This is a genomic window from Marvinbryantia formatexigens DSM 14469 (genome assembly GCF_025148285.1).
Classification (GTDB): Bacteria; Bacillota; Clostridia; order Lachnospirales; family Lachnospiraceae; genus Marvinbryantia; species Marvinbryantia formatexigens.
This window is the reverse complement of the sequence record NZ_CP102268.1, coordinates 1,568,124-1,595,000: the sequence shown is the minus strand read 5'-3', so window position 1 is coordinate 1,595,000 and position 26,877 is coordinate 1,568,124. Positions and strand designations below refer to the sequence as shown.

Below are 26,877 nucleotides of genomic sequence, written 5' to 3'. Positions count from 1 at the left end.
AGTACTGTGAAGGAAAGGTGAAAAGGACCCCGGGAGGGGAGTGAAAGAGAACCTGAAACCCTGTGTTTACAAGCTGTGGAACCGCCGTACGGGCGGGACCGCGTACTTTTTGTAGAACGGTCCAGCGAGTTGTGCTGGCTGGCAAGGTTAAGGACTGAAGGTCCGGAGCCGGAGGGAAACCGAGTCTTAATAGGGCGCCAAGTCAGTCTGCGCAGACCCGAAACCGGGTGATCTATCCATGTCCAGGATGAAGCTGCCGTAAGAGGCAGTGGAGGTCCGTACCCACATCCGTTGAAAAGGGTGGGGATGAGGTGTGGATAGGGGAGAAATTCCAATCGAACCCGGAGATAGCTGGTTCTCCTCGAAACAGCTTTAGGGCTGGCCTCGTACAAGTCTGGTGGAGGTAGAGCACTGAATTTCCTAGGGGGCGTCAAAGCTTACCGAAGAATATCAAACTCCGAATGCCATACAGATGATGTACGGGAGTCAGACCGCACGAGATAAGTCGGGCGGTCAAAAGGGAAAGAGCCCGGACCTGCAGCTAAGGTCCCAGAGTGCGCATTAAGTGGAAAAGGATGTGGGATTTCAGAGACAGCCAGGATGTTGGCTCAGAAGCAGCCATACATTAAAAGAGTGCGTAATAGCTCACTGGCCGAGAGGTCCTGCGCCGAAAATGTCCGGGGCTGAAATGCGCCACCGAAGCTCAGGAATGAGAGATCATTGGTAGAGGAGCATTCCCACGCGATGAAGCCGTACCGTAAGGAACGGTGGAGCGCAGGGAAGAGAGAATGCTGGAATGAGTAGCGAGAGGAAGGTGGGAATCCTTCCGGCCGGATATCCAAGGTTTCCGGAGTAAAGCTGATCTGCTCCGGGTAAGTCGGGACCTAAGGCGAGGGCGAAGGCCGTAGCCGATGGACAACAGGTTGAGATTCCTGTACTGCAGCATGACAGAACTGTGGGGACACGTGTGGAGAGCGCGGGCGCGGAATGGAAAGCCGCGTGCAAGCGGGGTACCGGTCTGGCAGGCAAATCCGCCAGGCAGCGGGAATCCGTGATGCGGACCGAAACATAGTAGGGAAGCGTGTGTGCCATGCGTCAAGAAAAGCCGCTATTGTTCATGATGTACCCGTACCGTAAACCGACACAGGTGGATGGGGAGAGAATCCCAAGGCCGACGGAAGAAGCATTGTTAAGGAACTCGGCAAAATGACCCCGTAACTTCGGGAGAAGGGGTGCCTCTGTGAAGAGGCCGCAGAGAATTGGCCCAAGCAACTGTTTAGCAAAAACACAGGTCTGTGCAAAACCGTAAGGTGAAGTATACGGGCTGACGCCTGCCCGGTGCCGGAAGGTTAAGGGGAGAAGTTAGCGCAAGCGAAGCTTTGAACTTAAGCCCCGGTAAACGGCGGCCGTAACTATAACGGTCCTAAGGTAGCGAAATTCCTTGTCGGGTAAGTTCCGACCCGCACGAAAGGCGTAATGATTTGGGCGCTGTCTCGACAATGCATCCGGTGAAATTGAAGTACCAGTGAAGATGCTGGTTACCCGCGCCAGGACGGAAAGACCCCATGGAGCTTTACTCCAGTCTGGTACTGGGGTCCGGTACTGCACGTACAGGATAGGTGGGAGGCTGTGAAGCCGCGGCGCCAGCCGCAGCGGAGCCGCTGTTGGGATACCACCCCTGCAGTACTGGGCTTCTAACCAGCCGCCGTGAGCCGGCGGTGGGACAATGCCAGGCGGGGAGTTTGACTGGGGCGGTCGCCTCCGAAAGGGTATCGGAGGCGCCCGAAGGTTCCCTCAGGATGGTTGGAAACCATCCGCAGAGTGCAAAGGCAGAAGGGAGCTTGACTGCGACACCGACGGGTGGGGCAGGTACGAAAGTAGGGCTTAGTGATCCGGTGGCATAAAGTGGGATTGCCATCGCTCAACGGATAAAAGCTACCCTGGGGATAACAGGCTTATCACTCCCAAGAGTTCACATCGACGGAGTGGTTTGGCACCTCGATGTCGGCTCATCGCATCCTGGGGCTGTAGTAGGTCCCAAGGGTTGGGCTGTTCGCCCATTAAAGCGGTACGCGAGCTGGGTTCAGAACGTCGTGAGACAGTTCGGTCCCTATCCGGCGTGGGCGCAGGATATCTGAGAGGAGCTGTCCTCAGTACGAGAGGACCGGGATGGACTGACCTCTGGTGCACCGGTTGTCACGCCAGTGGCACGGCCGGGCAGCCAAGTCGGGAAGGGATAAACGCTGAAGGCATCTAAGCGTGAAGCCCCCCTCAAGATGAGATATCCCAGTGAAAACATAAGACCCCTTGAAGACGACGAGGTTGATAGGGCAGGGGTGGAAGTGCAGCAATGCACGGAGCTGGCTGTCACTAATAGGTCGAAAGCTTGACCAGGAAAGCCGAAAGGCGGAAGGTCCGGGTAAGAGAGAAGGATGGAGAGATTGTGGTTCCTGTGCGGTTTTGAAGGTACATGGAAAGAAACAGGGTATCAGAAAAAGGAAGATGGTCCTCGATAGCTCAATGGTAGAGCATTCGGCTGTTAACCGAAGGGTTGTTGGTTCGAGCCCAACTCGGGGAGCTTATAAAACCTGCAGACAATATGTTTGCAGGTTTTTTTTGCTTGCTCCAGAACAGCAATGTATAAACTTCAGGTTTAAACAATAGTAACATGCGGGAGATTCCCTGCGGAGAAAAAACGGTTTATAATAGAGGTATCCCGCGGACAGAGGATGACTGACGGGGAAATCTATAAGAATGAGAGGCAGCGGAGCATGAAGACATTGATTATATATTATTCCTATGGCGGAAATACAAGAAGAATCGCGGAGATGATTCAGAAGAGGACCGGAGGAGATATAGCGGAAATTGAAACGGTGAAGCCGTATACCGGGAGCTATGATTCCGTGGTAAATCAGGGGCAGCGGGAGGTAAACAGCGGATATATGCCGGAAATACAGCCTTTGACAGCGGATGTGCAGAAATATGACAGAATCATTCTTGGCAGCCCGGTGTGGTGGTATACGTTTGCCCCGGCAATGAAAACTTTTCTGAATACATATGACCTGTCCGGAAAGATTGTATATCCGTTTGCCACAAACGGCGGCTGGATAGGGCATACTTTCCGGGATTTTGAAAAAGAGTGCAGAGGTGCGGACGTGAGAAAGGGGCTCAACGTAAAATTCGATGAGGCGGTTCTGCGGACACCGGAGAAAGAAATCGAGGCATGGATTGACGGCATTGGAATGTGACAGAAGCAGGATGCAGTCAGAAAAGTACGGGAGCTTCTTGCGGAAGTGGCAAGGGAATTTGACAAATAAAGGAGATGGAGAATATGGCAGTTACGGAAGCTGCAAAAAAAATATCACGACAGAATGTTTTCGGGGAATGATTCCTCTTTGCAGGAGACAGACCCGGAGTTTATCGAACGGTTTGATAACTTTGCGTTTGATGAGGTGGTAAACCAGGATGATCTGGACGACAGGACAAGATTTATGGCGATTCTGGCGACACTGCTGGGCTGCCAGGGGAGCGATGAATTCCGGATGATGCTTCCTGCCGCTCTGCATTTCGGGGTGACGCCGGTGGAGGCGAAGGAAATTGTCTATCAGGCGGTGGCGTACCTTGGAATCGGCAGAGTGTTTCCGTTTCTGAAGATTACCAATGAAGTGCTGAAGGAAATGGGAACAGAGCTTCCGCTGCCTGCGCAGGCAACGACCACGATGGAAAACCGCCGGGAGGCCGGGACACAGGCCCAGGTGGATATTTTTGGTGAAGGAATGCGGGATTTCTGGAAATCCGGTCCGGAGGAAAGCCGCCACATCAACCGCTGGCTGGCGGATAACTGTTTCGGAGATTATTATACACGGACGGGGCTTGATTACCGGCAGCGGGAAATGATTACTTTCTGCTTTCTGGCGGCACAGGGAGGCTGTGAGCCGCAGCTTACCAGTCACGCCGCCGCCAATATGCGCATTGGCAATGACAGGGCATTTTTAATCAAAATAATTTCCCAGTGCCTGCCATATATCGGATATCCGCGCAGTCTGAATGCGCTGAATTGTGTAAATAAGGCGGCTGAAAAGATAATGAAGGAAAACGACGAGAGCGGAAAAATCTGACTGTCTGACATGCCCGTTGACACCGCAACCATACTGTGATACACTTTGCTGTGATACGAAGAATCACAACAATATTGATGATAATATAGAAGAAAGGACGACAGAGGTGAGTTTATGCTGGAGTTAAAGAATGTCTCTTTTGATGTACCGGAGGATGCCTCAAAAGAGATTCTGCATGATGTGAATCTGACAGTAGAAAACGGAAAGTTTGCGGTGATTACCGGACCGAACGGCGGCGGAAAATCCACGCTTGCGAAGATTATCGCAGGCATTGAAAAGCCCTCCTCCGGCAGCATTTATTTTAATGGCAAAGATATTACAGAGACTGGCGTCACGGAGCGGGCGCGGATGGGAATCGGATATGCGTTCCAGAATCCGGTGCGCTTTAAGGGAATCAGGGTAAAGGATCTGATACGGATTGCGGTGGGAACGCCGATTTCCGTATCGGAGGCGTGCGAGTATCTTTCCGAGGTGGGACTCTGCGCAAGAGATTATATCGACCGCGAGGTCAACAACAGCCTGTCGGGCGGCGAGCTGAAGCGGATTGAAATTGCCACGGTGCTGGCGAGAAAAAGCAGTCTGTCTGTTTTTGACGAGCCGGAGGCGGGAATCGACCTCTGGAGCTTCCAGAACCTCATAGAGGTCTTTGAGCGGATGCAGGCGCAGAACCGTGAAAGCTCCATTCTCGTGATTTCCCATCAGGAGCGGATTCTGAATATTGCCGATGAAATTATCGTGATTTCTGACGGGCGCATTGCCAGACAGGGAGCGCGGGAGGAAATCCTGCCGGGACTTATGGGAAGCGATTCCGCAGTCAGCATATGCGAGAAATATGAGAAGGGAGGAAAAGCAAAATGATGGATGAAATTCAGAAACGGCTGTTAAATGAGGTCGCCGGATTGCATGAGGTGCCGGAAGGAGCCTATAACATCCGGGCAAACGGAAAATCCGTCGGAAGAAATTCGACCGCTCATATTGATATTTCCACGAAAGAGGACGGAAGCGGGCTTGTTATCCGCATCCAGCCGGGAACGAAAAATGAAAGCGTGCACATCCCGGTGGTGCTGAGCCAGAGCGGGCTGCATGAGGTGGTATACAATGATTTTTACATCGGGGACGACTGCGATGTGACGATCGTCGCGGGCTGCGGCATTGACAACTGCGGCATCCAGGATTCCGAGCATGACGGCATTCACCGCTTTTATGTCGGGAAAAATTCCAGAGTGAAATATGTGGAGAAGCATTACGGGTCCGGAGATGGAAAGGGAAAACGCATTCTGAATCCGGGCACGGAGGTCTATCTGCAGGAAGGCACGCAGATGGAAATGGAAATGGTGCAGATTAAAGGCGTAGATTCCACGGAAAGAAAGACATACGCGGAGGTTGCTGCCGGGGCGAAGCTGCTTGTGCGCGAGAGCCTGATGACGCACGGGGAACAGAACGCTGTCAGCAGCTACGAGGTGAAGTTAAACGGCGACGGGGCGAATGCGGACGTCATTTCACGTTCTGTTGCGCGGGATTCTTCCTATCAGAAATTTGACGCCAAAATTGTCGGAAACGCTCCGTCCAGCGGTCATACGGAATGCGACGCCATCATTATGGACCATGCGCGGATTCTGGCGATTCCGCAGCTTGAGGCGAATGACATTGACGCGGCGCTGGTGCATGAGGCGGCAATCGGCAAAATCGCCGGCGAGCAGATCATGAAGCTGATGACGCTGGGGCTTACGGAAAAAGAAGCGGAAGAACAGATTATCAATGGATTTTTGTCATGACGATAAATTTTCCCCATCTTTGCTTAGAAGGGGCTCAATTTCTTCATAAAGCGTCTGCAGGTTGATTTCCTGCATTTTGTTGTACATTGCCTGCTGGACTTCGCACAGATGTCCGTCCAGGACGGAATGGATATTGTTTCCGACGGGACAGACGCAGTCCGGATTTTCGTAGAACCGGAAGAGATTCCTGGTTTCGGCATCGACAGCCCGGAAGAGGTCCAGCAGCGTGATGTCTTTTAATGGCTTTATCAGATGGGCGCCGCCCACCCCGGCGTTTACCTTTACATATCCGGCAGTCTGGAGCTGGCCAAGCAGACGACGGATAATCGTTGCGTCCGCGCCCGTGCTGCCGGCAAGAGCGGCGGAGGTCATTTTCTTTTTCCCTTCATAATGGGCAATACAGAGCATAGTGTGTATTGCGACCGTAAATCTCGATGTAATCTGCATGGTACTCCTTTCCTGGAATTTGCCCGTTTACAGGCTTATTTTTTCATTACTGTCCACTTTGTCTGCAAAGCAGGTGTTTATGTCTGCAGCGAACAGTAACATTTTATCAACTCTGCGTTGTGATGTCAAGAATCACAAACCATCCGCCAAAATGTACTTGCATCTTATGCCCGTTAGTGATACTCTATTTAGTACGGGAAAAAATAAAAAAACACTATATATTGATGATGCCACCGGAGTTTTTCGCGGAGTGCTTCCGGAATCTGATAAGAAGAAGCCTCTGCTTTCTGGCGTCATCATGCAGATATTGGAGGAGATGACATGCTGGAAAATGGTGTCCAGAGCCCCGATACGATAAAAAAGCGTAACGGCAGGCCGGTGACTTTTGACAGAACAAAGATTGAAAATGCAATCCGCAAGGCGAACGATGCGGCAAAGGTGGAGGCGATTGCGCCTTGTCAGTTTGAAAAGCTGGTGGATGAGGTAATCGCGTTCATTCCGGAGGGGGAAGTGCCGGATGTGGAGCAGGTGCAGGACCTGGTGGAGGAGCGTCTGATTGCCAACGGATTTGCAAAAACGGCGAAGGCGTACATTCTTTACCGCGCGGAGCATACCAAGGTCCGCAAGACGGAAGCGGACCTGGTGCAGATTTACCGGGAGCTGACCTTTGTCAGTGCGGCAGACGCGGACATGAAGCGCGAAAATGCCAATATTGACGCGGATACCTCGATGGGAACGATGCTGAAATACGGTTCGGAGGGGTCCAACTATTTTATCGACAACTACATCCTTCCGAAGGATATCGCGGCGGCGCATATCAACGGGGACATCCACATCCACGACAAGGATTTTTATATGCTGACGGAGACCTGCTGTCAGATTGATCTGATTAAGCTGTTCCGGGAGGGCTTCTCCACGGGACACGGGTATATCCGCCCGCCGAAATCCATCGCCAGCTATGCGGCGCTGGCATGTATCGCCATCCAGGCGAACCAGAACGAAATGCACGGCGGTCAGTCGATTCCGAATTTTGATTACGCTATGGCGGACGGCGTGGCGTACACCTTCCGCAAGGAGTATTACGATGCCGTCCAGCGGTATTTCTGGCTTACCTACGACTGTGAGAAGGCGCTGGGTGATGATTTCCGGGATGCGCTGAAGAAGGTGATGCCGGATCGCATCGACATGGCAAATATCGATACCTATGAGGTGCAGTTTGTAAGCTGGATGATGGAATCCGGAAAAGATTTCCTGGGAATCGCGCCGTCGGAGGAGGAAGTGCGCCGGGCGCACCGGACGTCGGTGCGCATCGCCATGAAGGAGACGGATATGCTCACCTATCAGGCGATGGAGTCGCTGATTCACAACTTAAATACGATGAATTCCAGAGCAGGCGCGCAGGTGCCCTTCAGCTCCATCAACTATGGTACCTGCACCCGGCCGGAGGCGCGCATGGCGATACGCAATCTGCTGGATGTGACTTACAAAGGACTGGGAAACGGGGAGACGGCGATTTTCCCGGTGCAGATCTTCAAGGTGAAGGAGGGCGTCAACTTCAATCCGGGAGACCCGAACTACGATTTATTCCGCCTTGCCATCAAAACGTCGGCGAAGCGGCTTTTCCCGAACTTCAGCTTTATTGACGCGCCCTTTAATCTGCAGTATTATAAAGAGGGCGACTATAATACGGAAATTGCCTACATGGGCTGCCGGACCCGCGTTATGGGAAACCGCTATAATCCGGAGAAGGAAGTGACCTGCGGAAGAGGAAATTTAAGCTTTACGTCGATAAATCTTCCGCGGCTGGGCATCTGGGCAAAGGGCGATATCCAGGCGTTTTATGAGAGACTGGATAAGCTGATGGAACTCTGCTGCCGGCAGCTTCTGCACCGGTTCGGCATCCAGAGCAAAAAGACGGTGCGCAATTATCCGTTCCTGATGGGACAGGGCATCTGGATCGATTCGGAGAAGCTGGGCATTGATGATGAGGTGGGCGAGGTTCTGAAAAACGGAACCCTGAGCATCGGATTTATCGGACTGGCGGAAGCGCTGGTGGCGCTGACCGGCAAACACCACGGGGAGAGTGAGGAGAGCCGGAAGCTGGGCTATGAAATTATCTCCCACATGCGGGATTTTGTGGATAAAAAGTCGGAGGAGACCGGTCTGAACTTTACGCTTCTGGCAACTCCGGCGGAGGGATTATCCGGCAGATTTGTCCGGATTGACCGGCAGCGGTTCGGAAGCATTCCGGGCGTTACGGACAGGGAGTATTATACCAACTCCTTCCATGTGCCGGTTTATTATCCCATCAGCGCGTTTGAGAAAATCCGCATCGAAGCGCCCTATCATGCGCTGACCAACGCGGGACACATCAGCTATGTGGAGCTGGACGGAGATACGGCGAAAAACCCGGAGGCGTTTGAGTCGGTCATCCGTTTTATGAAGGAGTGCGGCATTGGCTACGGCTCTGTCAACCATCCGGTGGACAGGGACCCGGTATGCGGCTACACGGGCGTTATCGATGATGTGTGTCCGAGGTGCGGACGCCGGGAGGGCGAGGCGGTTCCGCTTATCAGACTGAACGAGCTGCGCAAAAAATATCCGGATATCCCGGTGTACCTGGATGCGAATCACTGACGCGCCCGGCGCGTGCCGCCGGAACGGACAGTAACGGCAGATGCGGCAGAACGGCGTATCCGGGCTGCCGTGACATAATCTGCCGCTGTAAACGAAATAAATAATAGCAAATAGCAATATAATTTCAGGAGGGAATACTATGACAGGAAAATTGCTTGCAGAAAATGGAAAAGTAGGAGAAAACGTAAAATTTGACCGTATCCGCCGGATTACCGGATATCTGGTGGGAACCACGGACCGCTTCAATAACGCGAAGCGCGCGGAGGAAAGAGACCGTGTTAAACACAGCCTGTCCTGAGCCGCTGAGGATTGCCGGAACCGTGCAGGATTCCATTGTGGACGGTCCCGGCATCCGCTACGTAATTTTTACGCAGGGCTGCCCGCACCACTGTCCGGGCTGTCATAATCCGCAGACCCATGATCCGGAGGGCGGGCGCCTGGCGGACACCGGTGCGATCCTGGAGCAGATTTTTGGTAACCCGCTTCTGTCCGGCGTCACCTTCTCCGGCGGCGAACCGTTTGTGCAGGCAGCGGCGCTGGTTCCCCTTGCGGAGGAAATAAAGGCGCGCGGAAAGCACCTGATGATTTATACCGGTTATCTTTACGAACAGCTTCTGAAAATGCAGCAGGAGGGCGTAGCGCGCCTTCTGGAGCTGGCGGATATCCTGGTGGACGGTCCCTTTATTCTGGAGCAGCGGGATCTGACGCTGCAGTACCGCGGAAGCGCAAACCAGCGGGTCATAGACCTTGTAAAAACAAGGAAAACCGGCGGGATTGTGTTGTACAAAAGTGAATACGATGAGCTGTAAATGCCGCAAAAATATGGGCGGAATGTGCCCGCCTGTATTTTTGCGGCAGCATGGATGACGAGAAAATCTAAAAAAAGTATAAAGAAGTCCTTGACAACTAAATAATGTTAGCATATACTAACTTCTGAGTAAACGGATACTGTTGAAAAGAAGTTTTTTTACGTTAAGAAAGAAGAGGATAGGAAATGCCTTTGGCAATGGCGGATGTTGGAACGGTAAATACGATACGCAGAATAGGAGGAAACGAGGAGACGAGACGTTTCCTGGAGAACCTGGGATTTGTAGCCGGTGCAGAAGTCACCGTACTGTCTGCAATCGGAGGAAATGTGATAGTGAATATCAAAGATTCACGGGTCGCTATTAATGCTGATATGGCGCGGCATATTATGGTCTGAAAGGACTGCTCCGCTGTATATAGAGTATCTGGCAGCAGTTTATCTGAGCCGCTGCAGTATTTACATTTGGGAAAGGAGATAAGACGATGACGTTAGGAGATGCACAGGTAGGAAGCACCGTTGTTGTCACCAAAATTGAAGGGGACAGCGCGTACAAGCGCCGTATTATGGACATGGGAATCACAAAGGGCAGCGAACTCTACATCAGAAAAGTGGCGCCCCTCGGCGACCCGGTAGAGATAACGGTAAGAGGGTATGAGCTTTCCGTCCGTAAAAACGATGCCCAGTGTGTGCAGGTAAAATAGCACCGCATAGCATAATTCGACAACACACTTCAAGGAGGTAAAAAGGGATGGCAATTAAAATTGCACTCGCCGGAAACCCGAACTGCGGTAAGACTACGATGTTTAACGCATTGACTGGCGCTAACCAGTATGTAGGAAACTGGCCGGGAGTTACGGTTGAGAAAAAAGAAGGAAAAGTAAAGAGCAAAAAAGCAAAGGGAGAGGACGTTGTTGTCACAGACCTTCCGGGTATTTATTCGCTTTCTCCGTATACGCTGGAGGAAGTGGTAAGCCGTGATTACGTGCTGAACGAAAATCCGGATGTCATCATTGACCTTGTCGATGCGACAAACATCGAACGTAACCTTTACCTAACAACACAGCTTGTAGAGACGGGCGTTCCGGTGGTGATCGCGCTGAACATGGCGGACCTGCTGGAAAAGAGAGGCATCAAAATTGATACAAAGCGCCTTTCCATGCTGCTGGGATGTACGATCGTGGAGACCTCCGCGCTGAAGCAGACCGGTCTGCAGGAGCTGATTGACGAAGCTGTTAAGGTTGCGAAGAAAAAAGAGACAAAGCTGCCGGGAGAAATCTTCTCCAAAGAGCTGGAAGCGGCGGTAGAAGAGGTAAAGGGATACCTTCCGGAGTCCATCACGGACGACAAGAAGAGATGGTACGCTGTGAAGCTTCTGGAGAACGACAGCAAGGTCGTTGATTCCGTAAGAGTTTCCGAGGCGGCGAAATCCGCGATTTCCGCTCTGAGAAGCAAAATCGAGAAAAATCACGATGACGACATGGAAAGCATCGTGACGGATGAGCGCTATAAATACATACAGAAAATCGTTTCCACGACAGTGAAGAAAGGAAAAGATAAGCTCACGACCTCCGACAAGATTGACCGTATCGTGACGAACCGTATCCTTGGTATTCCGATTTTCATTCTGGTAATGTGGTTTGTGTACTATATTTCTGTAACAACCGTGGGTACGCTGGTTACAGACTGGACAAATGATGTGTTCGTAGTAGCTATTCAGGATGCAGTTGGCGGCTTCCTTGAGAGCATCGGAAGCGGCGCTCTCGTACAGAGCCTTGTTGTGGATGGTATCATCGGCGGTCTTGGCGCAGTTCTTGGCTTCGTTCCGCAGATGGCGATTCTGTTCCTGTTCCTGTCCATCCTTGAGGATTGCGGCTACATGGTACGTATCGCATTCGTTATGGACCGTGTGTTCCGTCACTTCGGACTGTCCGGAAAGAGCTTTATCCCGCTGCTGATTTCCTCAGGATGCGGAATTCCGGGAATCATGGCTTCGAAGACCATCGAGCAGGATAACGACAGACGTCTTACAATTATGACAGCAACCTTTATTCCGTGCGGAGCAAAGCTTCCGGTCATCGCTATGATGGGCGGCGTAATGGCAGGAGAGGTTGCGGGCTATACAGAGAGCTCCTTTATCGCTCCGCTGATGTACTTCATCGGAATCGCTGCAGTGCTTGTGGCTGCAATTATTCTGAAGAAGACAAAACCGTTCTCCGGTAAACCGGCTCCGTTTGTAATGGAGCTCCCGCAGTACCATATTCCGCAGGTGAAAACCGTACTGCTTCACGTATGGGAGAGACTGAAAGGCTTCATCATCAAGGCTGGTACGATTCTGTTCCTGGCTTGTGTGGTTATGTGGTTCCTCGGCGGATTTGGATTTGCAGACGGCGGTTTTGGCATGGTAGAAGACAGCGCAGACAGCCTTCTGGCTGCAATCGGCGGACTTATCGCACCGCTCTTCGCACCGCTTGGCTTCGGCAACTGGCAGGCAGTGGCAGCTTCTCTGTCCGGCTTCACGGCAAAAGAGGCAATCGTTTCCACGATGGGCGTGCTGGCAAATGTAAGCGGCGATACGGAAGATGCAGTCAATGTGGCAGCAGGTGTTGCAACCTGGTTCCCGACAACAGTGGCAGCGTTCTCGTTCCTGCTGTTCAACCTGCTTGATTCTCCGTGTCTGGCGGCAATCGCTACAATGGCACAGCAGATGCAGTCCAGAAAATGGTTCTGGTTTGCGATTATCTTCCAGAATGTGTTCGCATACGTTGTTTCGCTCTGCGTATACCAGATTGGTTCCTTTATCCTTGGAGGGGCGTTTACAGCAGGCACAGTAGTAGGCTTCCTGTTTGCGATTATTCTTCTGGTGCTGCTATTCAGACCGGACCCGTATAAGAATCAGAAAACATATGCAAAACGCTCCGTACAGGGTGCGTAAAAAGGTTTTATGGGAAGCTGGATACAATGTATCCGGCTTTCCCTGTAAAGGAAGGTGGGGTTTATGATAGCAAATATTGTAATTCTGACACTCATAGCCGCATATTGTATTTTCCTGCTGTACAGGGGATACAAGAACAAAAAAGCGGGAAAGCATGTAGGCTGCGTTGGCTGCGGCGGCGACTGCGCAGGCTGTGCGGGCTGCAGCGGCGCCCGGCAGGTGATGGAAGAAAAGAAGGGACAGCTCTGATATGGGAAATTCAACAGGTTCCATGTTTTATGCCTTTGGCGCGTTTATGCTTATCTATATCGTAGGAGCGTCCATTTATCAGGGATATCTGTGGTTCAGGAAACGCCGCGACCGCAGAAAGAATGATGAAGACGAATAAGAGGGATTGCTATGGCAGATGCAATTATAGTAATAATCGTGTTAATTGTGCTTATACTGGCCGTGAAGGGTTCGGTAAAGCATTTTAAGGGTGAAGGTCCCTGCTGCGGAGGCGGTTCCGGTTCCGCAAAAAAAGCGGGGGAAAAGATGCTGGATGGTCCGGTGATAGGAAGAAAAACGGTAAAAATATCCGGTATGCACTGTGACAACTGTGTAAACAGTGTGACAAATGCCATCAATAAAATTGATGGGGCTTCCGCCAGGGTCAGCCTGAGCGACAATCTTGCGGTCGTATCGTATGACCGCGAAGTAAGTGAAATAGATATTAAACATGCCGTGGAAGATGCCGGTTTTGAGGTGGTAAGTATATCATAAATTACGGCAGAAAAAATAAAAAACGATGATTACGGTGCCCCGTGCCACGAAAGAAAGTGGTGCGGGGCTTTATCAGTGCCCGGAAATGTGAAATCAGATTTGCCGGGCGGATTGCATAGTTAAATGAGCCGTGGTAGAATCAGAATATAGTTACCCGGAAAATGTTATCTGAAACAGACGGAGGCGATGACGAAAATGGACAGACGTGTATTTACGGTGCGCTTCGTCCGGGAAGGACGCGAGGCGCAGGTGGAGGAAGGGACGACCCTGCTGGCGGCGGAAATTGCGGCCGGGCTGGTGCCGGATGCGCCCTGCGGCGGACAGGGGAAATGCGGAAAATGTAAAGTAAAGCTGGACGGAAAAGAGGTATACGCATGCCGGACGAAGGTGGAGCGAAGCTGCGCGGTGGAAACGCCGGGCAGTGAAGAAAAGGGCGCGAAGATTCTGAAAGACGGAAGCTTCCGGTCGGTGCCCTGCGAGCCGGGCAGACTGCCCGGAGGGGCAGCGCGCCCTCTGCTGGCGGCGGTGGACCTGGGCTCTACCTCTGTGGTGGCGTATCTTTTGGACGCCGCAACCGGAGAAACGCTGGGGATGGAAAGTATCTTAAATCCCCAGCGCCAGTTCGGCGCGGATGTGGTGATGCGCAGCGGTTATGCCCTGGAGCACGGAGCGGAAAGCCTCAGTATCTGCATCCGGCAGGCAATCGATGAGCTGCTTGGGCGGCTTGCCGCCGGCGCCGGGCAGGAGAGTGGGGACATCGTGCGCATTGTGATGGTGGGGAACACCTGTATGCATCACCTGTTTCTGGAGCTTCCGGTGGACAATCTGGTGCACGCGCCTTATACGCCCAGCGTGACAGATGCCGTCACACGGAAGGCTTTGGAATGCGGCATTCATGTGCATCCGGAGGCAAATTTAAGCTGGCTTCCCAATATCGGCGGCTTCGTGGGAGCGGATACAGCCGCCTGTATGCTGGCGGCGGAGTTTGATAAAAGAGAGAAGCTGACGCTGCTGGTCGACATCGGGACAAACGGGGAAATGGTGCTGGGAAACCGCAACGGCTATACGGTCTGCTCCACGGCTGCCGGTTCCGCCTTTGAGGGCGCGAAAATCTCCTGCGGTATGCGGGGCAGCCGCGGCGCCATCGACCATGTTAAGATTGAGGACGGAAAGCTGAAATTCCACGTGATCGGGGAATGCGCGCCTGCAGGGCTGTGCGGCTCCGGGCTTCTGGACGCAGCTGCCTGCCTTCTGGAGCTGGGAGTGATCGACGAGACCGGCTACATGAAGGAACCGTATTTCTTTTCAGAGAATGTCAGCCTGACACAGAAGGATATCCGCGAGCTGCAGCTTGCCAAGGCGGCAATCGCCGCCGGAATCCGGCTCCTCTGCCGGAGGCGGGGCGTAAAACCGGAGGAAATCCGCACGCTTCTGCTGGCGGGGGCGTTCGGAAACTATCTTGCCCCGGAGAGCGCCTGTGCAATCGGGCTGCTGCCGCCGGTTCTAAAGGAGCGCATCATTCCGGTGGGAAATGCCGCCGGAGCGGGAGCGCGGCTTGCCGTTCTGTCTGAGACGGAATTTGCCCGCAGCCGTGAGATGGCTGCCCGCGCGGATTTTCTGGAGCTTGCGTGCGAAGCGGATTTTATGGATGTGTATGTGGACGAAATGAGTTTTGCAAAGGAGGATTTCTATGGAATATAAGGACTGGGAAAAAATGGCGCTGGAGATTGGATTCAGCTATGCGGCGCATTTAAACTGCGATACGATTGAGCTGCGGCAGGAGGTGCGGGACATGTGCGGCGCGAATACCTGCGGCATGTACGGAAAGAATCTTGCCTGTCCGCCCGCCTGCGGCACACTGGAGGAGTGCCGGCGGGCGCTGGAGGGACACCGGGAGGGCATCATCGTCCAGACTGTGGGCGAGATAGAGGACAGCCTGGACTTTGAGGGAATGCAGGAGGCGGAGGCTCTTCACAAAAAGCATTTCTACGAAATGGCGGAAAAACTGCGCAAGATTTGTCCGCAGGTTCTGCCGCTGGGCTGCGGCTGCTGCACCGTCTGTAAGACCTGCGCCGGTCCGGAGGGAAACTGCCGCTTCCCGGAAAAAAGAATCTCCTCCCTGGAAGCGTTTGGAATCGTGGTCAGCGATTTATGCAAAAGTAATGGAATCGGCTATTACTACGGACCGCAGAAAATAGCGTATACCTCCTGCTACGTACTATGAAAGCCCCGTCTCCATGCAGGAGTGCGGCGGGAGCTTGCTCACGCAGGCACTCTATTATTCCTGCTCCTGCTCCCGTTCCTCCTCCATATCAATCAGCCGGAAGGAAAGCAGCAGATACAGCAGCTCGTCGGGATCCGACAAATCGCTTTTCAGAATATGCTGTATCCGGTCCAGACGGTACAGCAGCGTACTGCGGTGGATAAACAGCGCGTTTGCCGTTTTTGTCGCGCTCTGCTGGTTTTCCAGGTAGCACCGCAGCGTCTGGAAAAGCTGGGACTGATTTTTCTCTGATTCATATTTTAAGGTAAGAAGCTTCTCGTGGCATACCATGTACGCGGGAAGCTTTTTTGTGGTCTGCTCCAGCAGATAGGTCAGGGCAATGTCATTAAAATGATGAATCCACCGGTGCGGATATTTCCGGGAGCCTGCCTCCAGAGAAAGGGAAGCCTGCACATACTGCCTGTGAAAATTGAAATGTCCCAGCATCTTCCTGCTGTATCCGGCGGTCAGAAAGCTGTCGCGGATAAAACCGGCCAATTTCTGCTCGATGTCCGACTCCGACAGATGGCAGAGGTCCAGATTGATATACGCCACGATATTTCCTTTGTGCGTTACGGCGCAGGAGGCGGGCACCATGTTTTCGATATAGCTGCAGATGGAACGATGGGTCAGATTTTTATAATCCATCTGCTCCGTTTTCAGAAAGAGGCAGAGGTAATGGTGGGAGGAGAGCCACCCGCAGGCGGTGAGCTGACGGCTGATTTCCACATAATCCGCACTGGAATCTGTCAGAACGGCCCGGAAAATCTGACGGAGCTGGCGGCGGGCGTCATGGCTGTCCACGATATTGGTGGACATCGCATGGGAGATAACCCGCGCGAGGTATTCCAGAATAAAGCCGAAGGTATCGTCGAGCGGAATCTCGCCCGAAGTGACCAGCAGACGGTAAAGCGTCCGGTCAAATTTCCGTATATTGACGCAGAGACTGGGACCGGCAATCCCGTTTCCGGGATAATAGAAATATCCGATCCGATGGAAAGCATCCGCGTAGGCGGGGTCCTGCTTCAGCGCCAGAATCAGATCGGCGGTGTCCTCCGTGGAGCCGAGTACCGGGGTGGCAAGCTCTCCGAAAGGACTGTTTCTGGAGGCGATGATGGTGAAATCCATGCTGATGACTATGCTGGGATTGGATATGATGGAGCCGGTGAGGTCCAGCAGATTCTGGATGGAACCGTTCATCATCCGGGATTCAAAAAGCGCCTGGTTCCATTCCTCATATTTGCGGAAAATCTGCGTCACTGTCTCCGCCAGCGCTTCCGGGTCTGCGCCAGGAATCAGACAGAGATTCGGGGTTTCCTTAAGGAGCGCGGAATCGGCGGGCTCTGTTACAATCAGCAGGCTGTGCAGGGGATTTTGCAGAAAATCCGGGAGGATTTCCGGCGTAATCCAGACCAGATTGCCGGTAAAGGGCGCGTCCGGTCTGTGGCAGACGCCGTATTTCAGACAAGGAGAGGTGGTGAGACGGGTGGAAGCGTCTGTCTGGGGGTACGTTTTCTTTAAATGCCATACAATCAGGCGGGGACTTAAATCCATAGCGAGGCTCCTTTCTTTCTTTTTATCATACCGCCATACCCGGAAAATGGCAAGATTTGTTTTCCTACAATTTGTAGGAAAACAGGGGTGAAAAAAGGACATATCTGCAAATAGATAATCGCAAAAAGCTATGCTACAATGGGCTTACAGAAAAGAACAGGACGTCCTTAAAATTGTGGAATATGGAGGTGTAATATGATTATTATCGGGGAAAAAATTAACGGTTCTATCCCGGCGGTAGCGGAGGCGATTGCTAACAGAGACGCTGAATTTATCAAAAACCGCGCCCGTATGCAGGATGAAGCGGGAGCGACCTTTATCGACTGCTGCGCGTCCGTGCCGGAGGCGGAGGAGGTGGAGACGCTGAAATGGATGATTGACTGTATCCAGGAAGCGACGGATCTCCCGATTTCCGTGGACAGTCCGAGCGCGCGGGTGCTTGCAGAGGTGATTCCGTACTGTAAGAAGCCTGGTCTGGTAAATTCTGTTTCCGGCGAAGGCGACAAGATGGAAATCATTTTCCCGCTGATTGCGGACACGAAATGGGAGGTCATCTGCCTGCTCTCCGACGATACAGGAATTCCGAAGACAGCGGCGGACCGGCTGCGGGTCTTTGACCGGGTGCTGGAGACGGCAGAGAAGTATCACATCAGCCAGTCCAGAATGCATATCGACCCGCTGGTGGAAATGCTCTGTACCTCGGAGGACGGCATTGCCATGAACGTGGAGGTTATCAGCACTGTGCGGAAACGCTGCCCGGATATCCATATTACGGCGGCAGTCAGCAATATATCCTTCAATCTTCCTGTCCGGAAGATGATTAATCTGGGCTTCACGGTGCTTGCCATGAACGCCGGACTGGACAGCGCCATCCTGGATCCCACCAACCGGGACATGATGGGAATTATTTACGCTACAGAGGCACTTCTGGGCGAGGACGAGTATTGCATGGAATATATCAGCGCATACCGGGAAGGTATTTTCGGACCGAAGAAATAGAAAACAATGCCAATAAAATGACAGGAGGTATTATATATGGCAGGAATTCAGGAAGTATACGAGCTTGTAGTAAAGGGAAAGGCGAAGAAGGTTGCGCCGGCGGTGGAAGCCGCGCTGGAAGAGGGCTGCGAGCCGGTGGCAATTCTTAATGAGGGCATGATCGCGGCAATGGATGAGGTTGGCGCGAAGTTTAAAAACGGCGAGATTTTTGTCCCGGAAATGCTGGTGGCGGCAAAGGCGATGAAAAACGGCGTGGTGGTGTTAAAGCCGTATCTTTCCTCAGGAGAATCCGGAGCGGCGGGCAAGGTCATTATCGGAACGGTTGCGGGCGACCTTCATGATATCGGCAAGAATCTGGTAGCGATGATGCTGGAATCCTCCGGCTTTGAGGTAATCGATCTGGGCGTGGATGTTGCCAAAGAAAAATTTGTGGAAGCGTTTGAAGAAAATCCGGATACGAAAATTATCTGCTGCTCCGCGCTTCTGACGACGACGATGCCGGCGCTGCGCGACACGGTTGCGCTGCTTAATACGCTGCCGGAGAGAAGCAGGATTAAGGTTATGGTGGGCGGAGCGCCCATTAATGCGGAATTTGCAGAGGAAATCGGTGCGGACGCTTATACGGAGGACGCCGCTTCCTGCGCACAGAAGGCAAAGGAGCTGACAGCGGCTTAAAATGGAAAGGCACCGCTTTCCGCGCGCGGAAGGCAGGAAAACCGACGGCGGCAGGGATTGGCGTCCGAAAGGCGCATAACCGTCAGAATATGAAAAAAGGAGGGCTTTACATGCTAACTGCAAAACAGAATATGATTGAATGCATGAAGGGAGGAAATCCGGACCGGTTTGTCAATCAGTACGAGGCAATCGCGCTTCTGTATCATCCGTTTATGTTTGCCAGTCCGCTTCTTCAGAAGGGAATGGAAAATGTGAAAAATGCTTGGGGAGTGACCAACACCTTCCCGGAGGGGACGCCGGGTTCCTTCCCCGTACATACTCCGGATAAGATTGTTGTCCAGGACATTGAGCACTGGAAGGATTACGTGCACGCGCCGTCACTGGATTTTTCGCAGGAACAGTGGGATCAGTGCAAGGCAATGTACGATGCGGTTGACGGGGAGAAAGCGTTTAAGGCGGCTTTCGTGGCGCCCGGTCTGTTCGAACAGAGCCATCATCTTTGCGAAATGGTCAGAGCGCTGACATATTATATTGAGTATGAGGATGAAATGCACGATATGATTAAGTATCTGACGGAGTGGGAGCTGAAGCTGGCGGAGGGTATCTGCAGCCACCTGCATCCGGATATGCTGTTTCATCACGATGACTGGGGCGGACACGACAGCACCTTTTTAAGTCCAAGTATGTTTGAGGAATTTTTCCTGGAGCCGTACAAGGAAATTTATGGTTATTATAAGAGCCACGGCGTACAGTATGTGGTTCATCACTCTGACAGCTATGCGGCGACGCTGGTTCCGGACATGATTGAGATGGGCATCGATGTATTCCAGGGCTGCATGGAGACAAACAAGGTGGATGAGCTTCTGGTAAAATATGAGGGCAAAATCAGCTTTATGGGCTGTATCGAAAATGCGGATGTGGATTTTGAGGACTGGACAGATGAAAACTGCGAGAAGGTTGTACGGAGAGTCTGCGACAAATACGGCATGAAGCATTTTATCCCCTGCATTGCCCAGGGCGGTCCCGGCTCCGTATATCCGGGTGTGTACATGTCCCTGACAAACGCAATCGATAAGGTCAACAAAGAAAAATTCGGAATCGAAGATCCCGATTCCGCACGTATTCCGATAAATATTATGTTCTGACATCGGATGAAAGCTGCGCCCGGTCATGCGGACCGGGCGTCGTTACTGCAGGCGCAGGGAGAAACAGGGGAAGCACTGGAGGGCGCCCGGTCATGTGGAGCGGGCGTCGTTACTGCTTACGGGACTGCTTACGGGACTGCTTACGGGAACCTTCGCAAAGTCGTTTGTTTTTTTTCGGAATTTTCGTAAATTCCCTCTTGCCAAAACGGAAAAGGTGTGGTACTATATCACTCGTTGAGACTGTTGGTGAGGAATGTCTCACTGTCAGATAAGGCTCCATGGTCAAGCGGTTAAGACATCGCCCTTTCACGGCGGTAACAGGGGTTCAAATCCCCTTGGAGTCACTACAAAACGATTGACAAAATCAAGATGTTTTGTTAAACTATAAGAAGCGGCAGAGCTGAAAGGCATAAAAAGAAAGCAGCCGCATATATTAAAAATGAATATGGCGCAGTAGCCAAGTGGTAAGGCATAGGTCTGCAACACCTCGACTCACCGGTTCAAATCCGGTCTGCGCCTCTTGAAAAACACCGTAAAAACGGTGTTTTTTTCATTACACCGGCAGAAAGACCATGAAGGTGCTGCCGCATCCGGGCTGACTTTCCACCGCGATGCTGCCGCCGCAGAGCTCAGTAATGCGGCGGACGATGGATAATCCGATACCGTTTCCTTTGGTAAGGCTGGAGGTGTCGTTCTGATAATATTTGTCAAATATCCTTTCCTGGGTTTCCTGGTTCATACCAACCCCGGTATCTGCCACGCTGATTTTCAGAGAAGAATCTGTCCGGGCGCAGCGGACAGTGACCGTGCCGCCCTCTGGCGTAAATTTCAGCGCATTGTTCAGCAGATTGATCCAGACCTGCTCCATCAGTTCTTTGTTTCCGCAGTAATCAAAATCAAATTCCTCCGGGATATCGACCGTGATATGCTTTTCGTCAAACTGGCGCAGCAGCAGAATGACGCACTGCTTAATCTGCTCGCCGAGGGCAAAGGTTTCCTTTTCCGTGACAATCTGACATGCCTCCAGTTTGGAGAGCAGCAGGGTATTCTGGGAAAGACTGGAAAGCCGCTGTGCCTGGTCGGAAATCAGCTTCAGAAACTGCATTCGCTCTTCCGTTTCTATGGAACCGCCGGTCTGATAGAGATAATCCGCAAAACCGCTGATGGAGGTAATCGGCGTTTTAAATTCATGCGCCAGATTATTGACAAAGCTATCCATTTCCTCTTTTGTGCTGCGCAGCTCTTTTGTCATGCGGTTGAAGCTCTCATAGATGTCCCTGTATTCTTCAGCACCTCTGGTATCGATGACAACGTCCAGATTGCCGTCTGCCACTTCGGTAATGGCGAGCAGCAGCCGGGAAATCCGCTTTTCCATAGCTTTCAGAATAAAATATAGACAGAATATGACTATAAACGTCATAGGAAGAATCATGCCGAGCATGTAGATGGATGTCTCCCGGTTCAAATCAAGAAACAGAAACGCAAGCAGACCGAAAGACATGATGCCGCCGATGACGACTGCGGCGGACAGAAAGAAAATCCATTTTGCCTGCAGAACCTTTATTTTGTACGGCTGCCCGGAGGCAGAATTATTTCTGGCGTTTTTCATATCAGACGCCCTCCTTATGTATGACTGCCTTGTAGCCGAGCCCGCGCAGTGCAACCAGCTCAAATTCGTGGCAGTGGCTGAATTTGCTGCGCAGGCGGCTGACGTAGGTTTTTATGGTATTGTAATCGCTCTCCGTGTCGTAGCCCCACAGCTCGTCCATAAGCTGCTGCTTGGTAAAGACCACATCGGGATAAGAGAGAAACTTGTAGAGCAGCTCAAATTCTTTTGCGGTGAGGGGGATATCCGTTCCCTCATATTTTGCCGACATGGAATCGCGGTCCAGAACCAGACCGCCGACGGTGATTCTGTTATCATTCGCAATCCGTGCGCGCCGCAGCAGCGCTTCAATGTGCCATTCCAGCTCTTCATACTGGATTGGCTTTGTCATGTAATCGTCAATGCCGCTGGCGTAGCCCTCCTTTTTGTGGGCGAAGGTGTTCATGGCGGTAAGCATGATGACCGGAATGTTCATGGAGCCCTCCCGCAGCGTGCGGACAAATTCGTAGCCGTCCATTTTCGGCATCATGATATCGGCAATGATCAGATCAACATGGTGATGATCCAGCACCTCCAGACCTTTCGCGCCGTTTTCTGCTTCCAGAATGTGATATTTTGCGGAAAGGCGTGCCTTTGTCAGAAGCCGGACTGCCGCATCGTCTTCAACAATTAATATAGTAATCATCTGATTCCTCCCCAAATTCAGGCGGCATCCAAAGCTCTGCCCCTGATACCACTCTGGTATTATTATATAACATAATAGAAATTTTTTGAAAAAAACTTTTCTATTTTTACTTTCGTTTAACCTTTGTCTTTTAGAATGCGTTTGTCAGTTGAAAAGAGATACAGACACCGCGGGTGACTGGGACAAATAAAAAAAGGAAGGTAAGAAAAGATGAAAGAGAGAATGTATTTAGTAACAGGAGCAGCAGGATTTCTGGGAGGGACAATCTGCAGAGAATTGATTGCGCGCGGCGATAAGGTGCGGGCGTTTGTATTGCCGAATGACAGGGCGAAGGTTTATGTTCCGACGGAGGCGGAGATCGTAGAAGGCGATCTGTGCGATAAGCAGTCTCTGGAGCGGTTCTTCACTGTGCCGGAGGGCGTGGAAACTATCGTGCTTCACATTGCGAGCATCGTTACGGTAAATCCGGATTACAGTCAGAAGGTGATGGATGTTAATGTGGGCGGCACGCAGAATATCATTGATCTCTGTCTTGCGCATAAGGAGTGCAAAAAACTGGTATATTGCAGCAGCACGGGCGCGATACCGGAGCAGCCGAAGGGACTGCGCATTAAGGAGGTCAGCCACTTTGAACCGGAAAAGGTGCTTGGCTGCTACAGCCAGTCGAAGGCGATTGCCACGCAGAGGGTGCTGGATGCGGCAGAACGGCAGGGGCTGAATGCCTGCGTAGTGCATCCGAGCGGTATTCTCGGACCGGAGGATTTTGCAGTCGGAGAAACGACCAAAACGGTGATTCAGATTATCAACGGGGAAATGCCGGCGGGTATTGACGGCTCCTTCAACCTTTGTGATGTGCGCGACCTGGCGCATGGAACGATTCTGGCGGCGGATAAGGGAAAGAAGGGAAGCTGTTACATTCTTGGCAACGAAGAGGTTTCTTTTAAGGATTTTGCAAAAATTCTTTCGGCGGAGAGCGGCTGCCGGAAAATGAAGTTTTTCCTCCCGTGCAGGGTGGCAGATTTTATGGCGGGGATTCTGGAAAAGCAGGCGAAGCGCAGCGGAAAACGTCCCTTGATGACCACTTTTTCTGTTTACAATCTGGCGCGCAACAATGCCTTCGACTGCACAAAGGCGCAGCAGGAGCTGGGTTACACGACGCGTTCCTACCAGGAAACGATTCACGATGAGGTGCAGTGGCTGCGGGAGACCGGAAAAATCGCATAGAAATTTTGCAATATGTTTTTGCAGATGGAAGAAGGCGAATGACAGGAGCGCCTGGATGAGCGGCTGCGGAGACAGAAATTTTCTGCAATTTTGCAGTAGACGAAGGAGCCGCACAAGTTTATAATAGTTTCAGTATAGAAAGAGAGATGAAGCTATTATGAACCTGAAATCCAGGGGAGGAACCACGGAAAACCAGAGCCGGGATATGGGCAGCGGCAGCATCGGAAAGCTGCTGGCGCAGCTTGCCGTTCCGGCGGTGGTGGCACAGATTATCAACCTGCTGTATAATATCGTAGACAGAATTTATATCGGACACATTCCGGAAATCGGAGCCTCCGCGCTCACGGGCGTGGGGCTTTTTATGCCGATACTGATGCTGATAAATGCATTCGCGATGCTCTGCGGCTCCGGCGGAGCGCCGCGCGCTGCGATCGCTATGGGACAGCAGGATAACGAAACGGCAGAGAAGATTGTCGGAAACTGCTTTGCGCTTCTGCTTGCGATTGCCGCTGTGCTGACGGTCACATTTTATGCCGGGGCGCCGGCGCTGCTGCGTATGTTCGGCGCCAGCGATGCAACGCTGCCCTATGCTGTCAGTTATGCGAGAATTTATATTCTGGGCAGCGTTTTTGTGCTTATCGTGATGGGAATGAATCCATTTATCACAACGCAGGGATTTGCGAAGATCAGCATGATGACAACGGTCATCGGCGCGGTAATCAATATTATTCTGGATCCGGTCTTTATCTTTGTTTTCGGAATGGGCGTGCGGGGCGCTGCGCTCGCCACGGTGCTCAGCCAGGCGGTCGGAGCGGTGTGGATTCTGCGCTTCCTCACCGGCAGCCAGACCATGCTCCGCCTGAGAGCGCGGAATATGAGACTGATGCCGGGAATCATCGGTTCATGCCTGGCGCTGGGCGTTTCCACCTTCGTCATGCTGTCCACGGAGAGTCTGCTGTCCGTCAGTTTTACCTCCAGCCTGTCACGCTACGGCGGCGACCTGGCAGTCGGAGCCATGACGATTATCACCAGCGTCAGCCAGCTTGTCAGTATGCCGGTGCAGGGCATCTGCCAGGGCGGACAGCCAATCATCAGCTACAATTTCGGAGCCGGGAAAACGGAGCGCGTGAAAAAAGCGTTTTTCCTGCAGTTTAAGGTCTGCGTGACCTTCACGATCGTCTTCTGGGCGGCGCTGATGCTGGTGCCGCAGCTCTTTGCGGGAATCTTTACAGCGGATGCGGAGCTGGTTTCCTATGCCACCTGGGCAATGCGCATTTACATGGCGGGGATTTTCTCCAACGGTTTCCAGATGTGCTGCCAGCAGAGCTTTATGGCGCTCGGACAGGCAAAGATCAGTCTGCTGCTTGCCTGCCTGCGAAAGCTGATTCTGCTGATTCCGCTCATCTTTATCCTGCCGATGCTGTTGCAGGATAAGGTATTTGCAGTCTTTCTTGCAGAGCCGGTCAGTGACATTCTGGCGGCGACCGTCACAACGACAGTATTTATGACACGATTCAATAAAATACTCCGGCAGGGCGCGGCGCGCGTTGCGGAGTAAAAGCAGACAGCGGTATAGCTTTTTCAGGGCTATACCGTTTTTCTTTTATTGTGGTTGATTTCCATTGGCGGATTTCGTATAATATGAAGTGTTGAAAGAAATGAAAATGACAGCAGGGAGGTCAGAATATGGCATTTAAAGAAGCGAAGATAGAAGAGCTTTCCTTCAATCCGTTTACAAAGATCGGAAAAGAATGGATGCTTATCACCGCAGGAGATGAAGCAAAGTGTAATACGATGACAGCAAGCTGGGGAGGCGTCGGTGTGATGTGGGGAAAGAATGCTGTAACGGCATACATTCGTCCGCAGCGCTATACGAAGGAATTTGTGGACCGTGAGGAGGCATTTACGATTTCCTTTTACGACGAAAAATACCGCAAAGCACTGAACCTCTGCGGAACCGTTTCCGGCAGGGATACCGATAAAATCAGCCAGGCGGGGCTGACGCCGTATTTTGTGGACGGCGTACCGGCATTTGCAGAGGCGGATATGATTATGGTCTGCAGGAAAATGTATCATGATGAGATAAAACCGGAGAACTTTGTTGAGACGGATATTGATGGGAAATGGTATCCGCAGAAGGACTACCACACCATGTACATTGCGGAAATTCTGAAGGTTCTGGTGAGGGAGTAGGCTGTGACGGCAATCGTAGAGGAGCTGCGCCGCGGTCGGAATCTGCCGGAGGCAGCTCTGAAGGAACTGATAGAGTGCGCGGATTATGATGAAGAATTATTTCGTCAGGCGGATGAGGTGAGAAGGCAGTATTATGGTACGGATGTTTATATCCGCGGTCTGATTGAGCTGACGAATTACTGCAAAAACGATTGTTTTTACTGTGGTATCCGCAGAAGCAACACGCAGGCAGTGCGCTATCGGCTGAGCCGGCAGGATATTCTGGAATGCTGCCGGGAGGGATATGCGCTTGGTTTCCGCACCTTTGTGCTGCAGGGCGGAGAGGACGGCTATTATACAGACGACCGGGTATGCGAAATCGTAAGTGACATCCGTGCGCAGTATCCGGATTGTGCAATTACCCTGTCGCTCGGAGAAAAGCCGTATGAGAGCTATCTTGCCTTTTTCAAGGCAGGGGCAGACCGTTATCTGCTGCGGCATGAGACAGCGGATGAGACGCATTATCGGAAGCTGCATCCGCCGGAACAGAAGCTGTCCGTGCGGAAACAATGTCTGTGGAACCTGAAAAAAATCGGCTATCAGGTCGGCTCTGGGTTTATGGTTGGCTCGCCGTATCAGACAACGGAAAATCTGATTTCAGACCTGCGCTTCCTGCAGGAGCTGGAGCCCGCGATGATCGGCATTGGACCTTTTATTCCGCATCATCAGACGCCGTTTGGGGAATATGCAGGTGGAACACTGACGCTCAGTCTTCGGATGGTGGCGATTCTGCGGCTGATGTTTCCCTATGCACTGATTCCCGCCACGACAGCGCTTGGCACGATTCACCCGCAGGGGCGGGAGCTGGGGCTGAAGGCGGGGGCAAACGTGGTGATGCCCAACCTGTCACCGGTGAAGGTGCGCAGGCTTTATGAATTATATGACAACAAAATCTGCACAGGGGAAGAGTCTGCCGAGTGCCGCGGCTGTCTGGAGAAACGCGTTGCGTCCGCCGGATACCGCATTGTGACGGCACGCGGAGATGTTGCCTGCAAGAGCAGGCGGGAAGGATAAG

General features: G+C 52.2%; 26 protein-coding genes, 3 tRNA genes and 1 rRNA gene (1 of these 30 cut by a window edge). 26 read left to right on the top strand and 4 right to left on the bottom strand.

Translation table 11 applies throughout. From position 1 onward, the window contains the following. The 6 genes from NQ534_RS07810 to NQ534_RS07785 all read left to right on the top strand — a co-directional run. Window positions 1-2,394 (top strand): 23S ribosomal RNA (locus NQ534_RS07810); it begins 490 nt to the left of the window's first position. A gap of 112 nt (window positions 2,395-2,506) precedes the next feature. After that, window positions 2,507-2,578, top strand: a tRNA-Asn gene (locus NQ534_RS07805). A gap of 193 nt (window positions 2,579-2,771) precedes the next feature. Further along, window positions 2,772-3,248, top strand: a complete 477-nt coding sequence (locus tag NQ534_RS07800; RefSeq protein WP_040784422.1) for a flavodoxin family protein — start codon at window positions 2,772-2,774, stop codon at window positions 3,246-3,248. A gap of 123 nt (window positions 3,249-3,371) precedes the next feature. Beyond that, the gene (locus NQ534_RS07795; protein ID WP_006863157.1) at window positions 3,372-4,118 is read left to right on the top strand and encodes a carboxymuconolactone decarboxylase family protein; all 747 of its coding nucleotides are present in this window, start codon (window positions 3,372-3,374) and stop codon (window positions 4,116-4,118) included. Between the two features lie 114 nt (window positions 4,119-4,232). Beyond that, complete coding sequence (locus NQ534_RS07790; RefSeq protein WP_006863158.1) at window positions 4,233-4,976, top strand: ABC transporter ATP-binding protein; 744 nt, start codon at window positions 4,233-4,235, stop codon at window positions 4,974-4,976. Beyond that, a complete protein-coding gene (locus NQ534_RS07785) occupies window positions 4,973-5,893 on the top strand; it encodes a SufB/SufD family protein (RefSeq protein ID WP_006863159.1) in 921 nt (306 codons plus the stop codon). Before NQ534_RS07790 ends, NQ534_RS07785 begins: the two co-directional genes overlap by 4 nt. On the opposite strand, the gene NQ534_RS07780 is transcribed toward NQ534_RS07785, so the two are convergent. Next, window positions 5,888-6,340, bottom strand: coding sequence for an Rrf2 family transcriptional regulator (locus NQ534_RS07780; RefSeq protein WP_006863161.1), 453 nt, complete (start codon window positions 6,338-6,340; stop codon window positions 5,888-5,890). The genes NQ534_RS07785 and NQ534_RS07780 overlap by 6 nt on opposite strands. Before the next feature lie 321 nt (window positions 6,341-6,661). Here NQ534_RS07780 and NQ534_RS07775 point away from each other — a divergent pair, with 321 nt between their 5' ends. The 11 genes from NQ534_RS07775 to NQ534_RS07725 all read left to right on the top strand — a co-directional run bounded on the left by NQ534_RS07775 (window position 6,662) and on the right by NQ534_RS07725 (window position 15,703). Then, a complete protein-coding gene (locus tag NQ534_RS07775) occupies window positions 6,662-8,977 on the top strand; it encodes an anaerobic ribonucleoside triphosphate reductase (protein WP_006863162.1) in 2,316 nt (771 codons plus the stop codon). Between the two features lie 139 nt (window positions 8,978-9,116). Next, window positions 9,117-9,275 carry an anaerobic ribonucleoside-triphosphate reductase gene (gene nrdD, locus NQ534_RS07770; protein ID WP_006863163.1) on the top strand — a complete coding sequence of 53 codons (159 nt, stop codon included), beginning with the start codon at window positions 9,117-9,119 and terminating at the stop codon, window positions 9,273-9,275. Continuing rightward, on the top strand, window positions 9,253-9,786 hold the full coding sequence (gene nrdG / locus NQ534_RS07765; protein ID WP_050778346.1) for an anaerobic ribonucleoside-triphosphate reductase activating protein: 534 nt from the start codon (window positions 9,253-9,255) through the stop codon (window positions 9,784-9,786). Before nrdD ends, nrdG begins: the two co-directional genes overlap by 23 nt. A gap of 185 nt (window positions 9,787-9,971) precedes the next feature. Continuing rightward, entirely contained in the window at window positions 9,972-10,181 is a 210-nt protein-coding gene (locus NQ534_RS07760; RefSeq protein WP_006863165.1) for a FeoA family protein, read from the top strand. A gap of 86 nt (window positions 10,182-10,267) precedes the next feature. After that, entirely contained in the window at window positions 10,268-10,486 is a 219-nt protein-coding gene (locus NQ534_RS07755) for a FeoA family protein (protein WP_006863166.1), read from the top strand. Window positions 10,487-10,533: 47 nt separating this feature from the next. Next, window positions 10,534-12,717 carry a ferrous iron transport protein B gene (gene feoB / locus NQ534_RS07750; RefSeq protein WP_006863167.1) on the top strand — a complete coding sequence of 728 codons (2,184 nt, stop codon included), beginning with the start codon at window positions 10,534-10,536 and terminating at the stop codon, window positions 12,715-12,717. A gap of 63 nt (window positions 12,718-12,780) precedes the next feature. Next, a complete protein-coding gene (locus NQ534_RS07745) occupies window positions 12,781-12,966 on the top strand; it encodes a FeoB-associated Cys-rich membrane protein (protein ID WP_006863168.1) in 186 nt (61 codons plus the stop codon). Window position 12,967: 1 nt separating this feature from the next. Then, complete coding sequence (locus NQ534_RS07740) at window positions 12,968-13,105, top strand: hypothetical protein (protein ID WP_176944190.1); 138 nt, start codon at window positions 12,968-12,970, stop codon at window positions 13,103-13,105. Window positions 13,106-13,116: 11 nt separating this feature from the next. Next, on the top strand, window positions 13,117-13,479 hold the full coding sequence (locus NQ534_RS07735; protein ID WP_006863169.1) for a heavy-metal-associated domain-containing protein: 363 nt from the start codon (window positions 13,117-13,119) through the stop codon (window positions 13,477-13,479). 195 nt (window positions 13,480-13,674) lie between these two features. After that, entirely contained in the window at window positions 13,675-15,180 is a 1,506-nt protein-coding gene (locus NQ534_RS07730) for an ASKHA domain-containing protein (RefSeq protein ID WP_143115763.1), read from the top strand. Beyond that, entirely contained in the window at window positions 15,170-15,703 is a 534-nt protein-coding gene (locus NQ534_RS07725) for a DUF2284 domain-containing protein (RefSeq protein ID WP_006863171.1), read from the top strand. Before NQ534_RS07730 ends, NQ534_RS07725 begins: the two co-directional genes overlap by 11 nt. A gap of 54 nt (window positions 15,704-15,757) precedes the next feature. On the opposite strand, the gene NQ534_RS07720 is transcribed toward NQ534_RS07725, so the two are convergent. Further along, a complete protein-coding gene (locus NQ534_RS07720) occupies window positions 15,758-17,296 on the bottom strand; it encodes a PucR family transcriptional regulator (RefSeq protein ID WP_050778347.1) in 1,539 nt (512 codons plus the stop codon). A gap of 195 nt (window positions 17,297-17,491) precedes the next feature. Between NQ534_RS07720 and NQ534_RS07715 the strand changes: the two genes are divergently transcribed. The 5 genes from NQ534_RS07715 (at window position 17,492) to NQ534_RS07695 (ending at window position 20,634) form a co-directional block, all read left to right on the top strand. Beyond that, on the top strand, window positions 17,492-18,295 hold the full coding sequence (locus tag NQ534_RS07715; RefSeq protein ID WP_006863174.1) for a methyltetrahydrofolate cobalamin methyltransferase: 804 nt from the start codon (window positions 17,492-17,494) through the stop codon (window positions 18,293-18,295). A gap of 36 nt (window positions 18,296-18,331) precedes the next feature. Continuing rightward, on the top strand, window positions 18,332-18,970 hold the full coding sequence (locus NQ534_RS07710) for a cobalamin B12-binding domain-containing protein (protein ID WP_006863175.1): 639 nt from the start codon (window positions 18,332-18,334) through the stop codon (window positions 18,968-18,970). Between the two features lie 110 nt (window positions 18,971-19,080). Then, a complete protein-coding gene (locus NQ534_RS07705) occupies window positions 19,081-20,115 on the top strand; it encodes a uroporphyrinogen decarboxylase family protein (RefSeq protein WP_040784377.1) in 1,035 nt (344 codons plus the stop codon). A gap of 272 nt (window positions 20,116-20,387) precedes the next feature. Continuing rightward, a tRNA-Glu gene (locus tag NQ534_RS07700) sits at window positions 20,388-20,459 on the top strand. 103 nt (window positions 20,460-20,562) lie between these two features. After that, a tRNA-Cys gene (locus tag NQ534_RS07695) sits at window positions 20,563-20,634 on the top strand. Between the two features lie 34 nt (window positions 20,635-20,668). Here NQ534_RS07695 and NQ534_RS07690 read toward each other — a convergent pair. Both NQ534_RS07690 and NQ534_RS07685 read right to left on the bottom strand, forming a co-directional pair. Then, the gene (locus tag NQ534_RS07690; protein ID WP_006863178.1) at window positions 20,669-21,724 is read right to left on the bottom strand and encodes a HAMP domain-containing sensor histidine kinase; all 1,056 of its coding nucleotides are present in this window, start codon (window positions 21,722-21,724) and stop codon (window positions 20,669-20,671) included. A gap of 1 nt (window position 21,725) precedes the next feature. Further along, complete coding sequence (locus tag NQ534_RS07685; protein ID WP_006863179.1) at window positions 21,726-22,406, bottom strand: response regulator transcription factor; 681 nt, start codon at window positions 22,404-22,406, stop codon at window positions 21,726-21,728. Between the two features lie 210 nt (window positions 22,407-22,616). Between NQ534_RS07685 and NQ534_RS07680 the strand changes: the two genes are divergently transcribed. From NQ534_RS07680 to hydE, 4 genes are all read left to right on the top strand, one after another. After that, complete coding sequence (locus tag NQ534_RS07680; RefSeq protein ID WP_006863180.1) at window positions 22,617-23,630, top strand: NAD-dependent epimerase/dehydratase family protein; 1,014 nt, start codon at window positions 22,617-22,619, stop codon at window positions 23,628-23,630. Between the two features lie 157 nt (window positions 23,631-23,787). After that, window positions 23,788-25,188, top strand: a complete 1,401-nt coding sequence (locus NQ534_RS07675; RefSeq protein WP_006863181.1) for an MATE family efflux transporter — start codon at window positions 23,788-23,790, stop codon at window positions 25,186-25,188. 128 nt (window positions 25,189-25,316) lie between these two features. Next, on the top strand, window positions 25,317-25,823 hold the full coding sequence (locus NQ534_RS07670; protein ID WP_006863182.1) for a flavin reductase family protein: 507 nt from the start codon (window positions 25,317-25,319) through the stop codon (window positions 25,821-25,823). A gap of 3 nt (window positions 25,824-25,826) precedes the next feature. Beyond that, window positions 25,827-26,876 (top strand): [FeFe] hydrogenase H-cluster radical SAM maturase HydE, encoded by a 1,050-nt coding sequence (gene hydE / locus NQ534_RS07665; RefSeq protein WP_006863183.1) that lies wholly within the window; start codon window positions 25,827-25,829, stop codon window positions 26,874-26,876. The last annotated feature ends 1 nt before the right edge of the window (window position 26,877 follow it).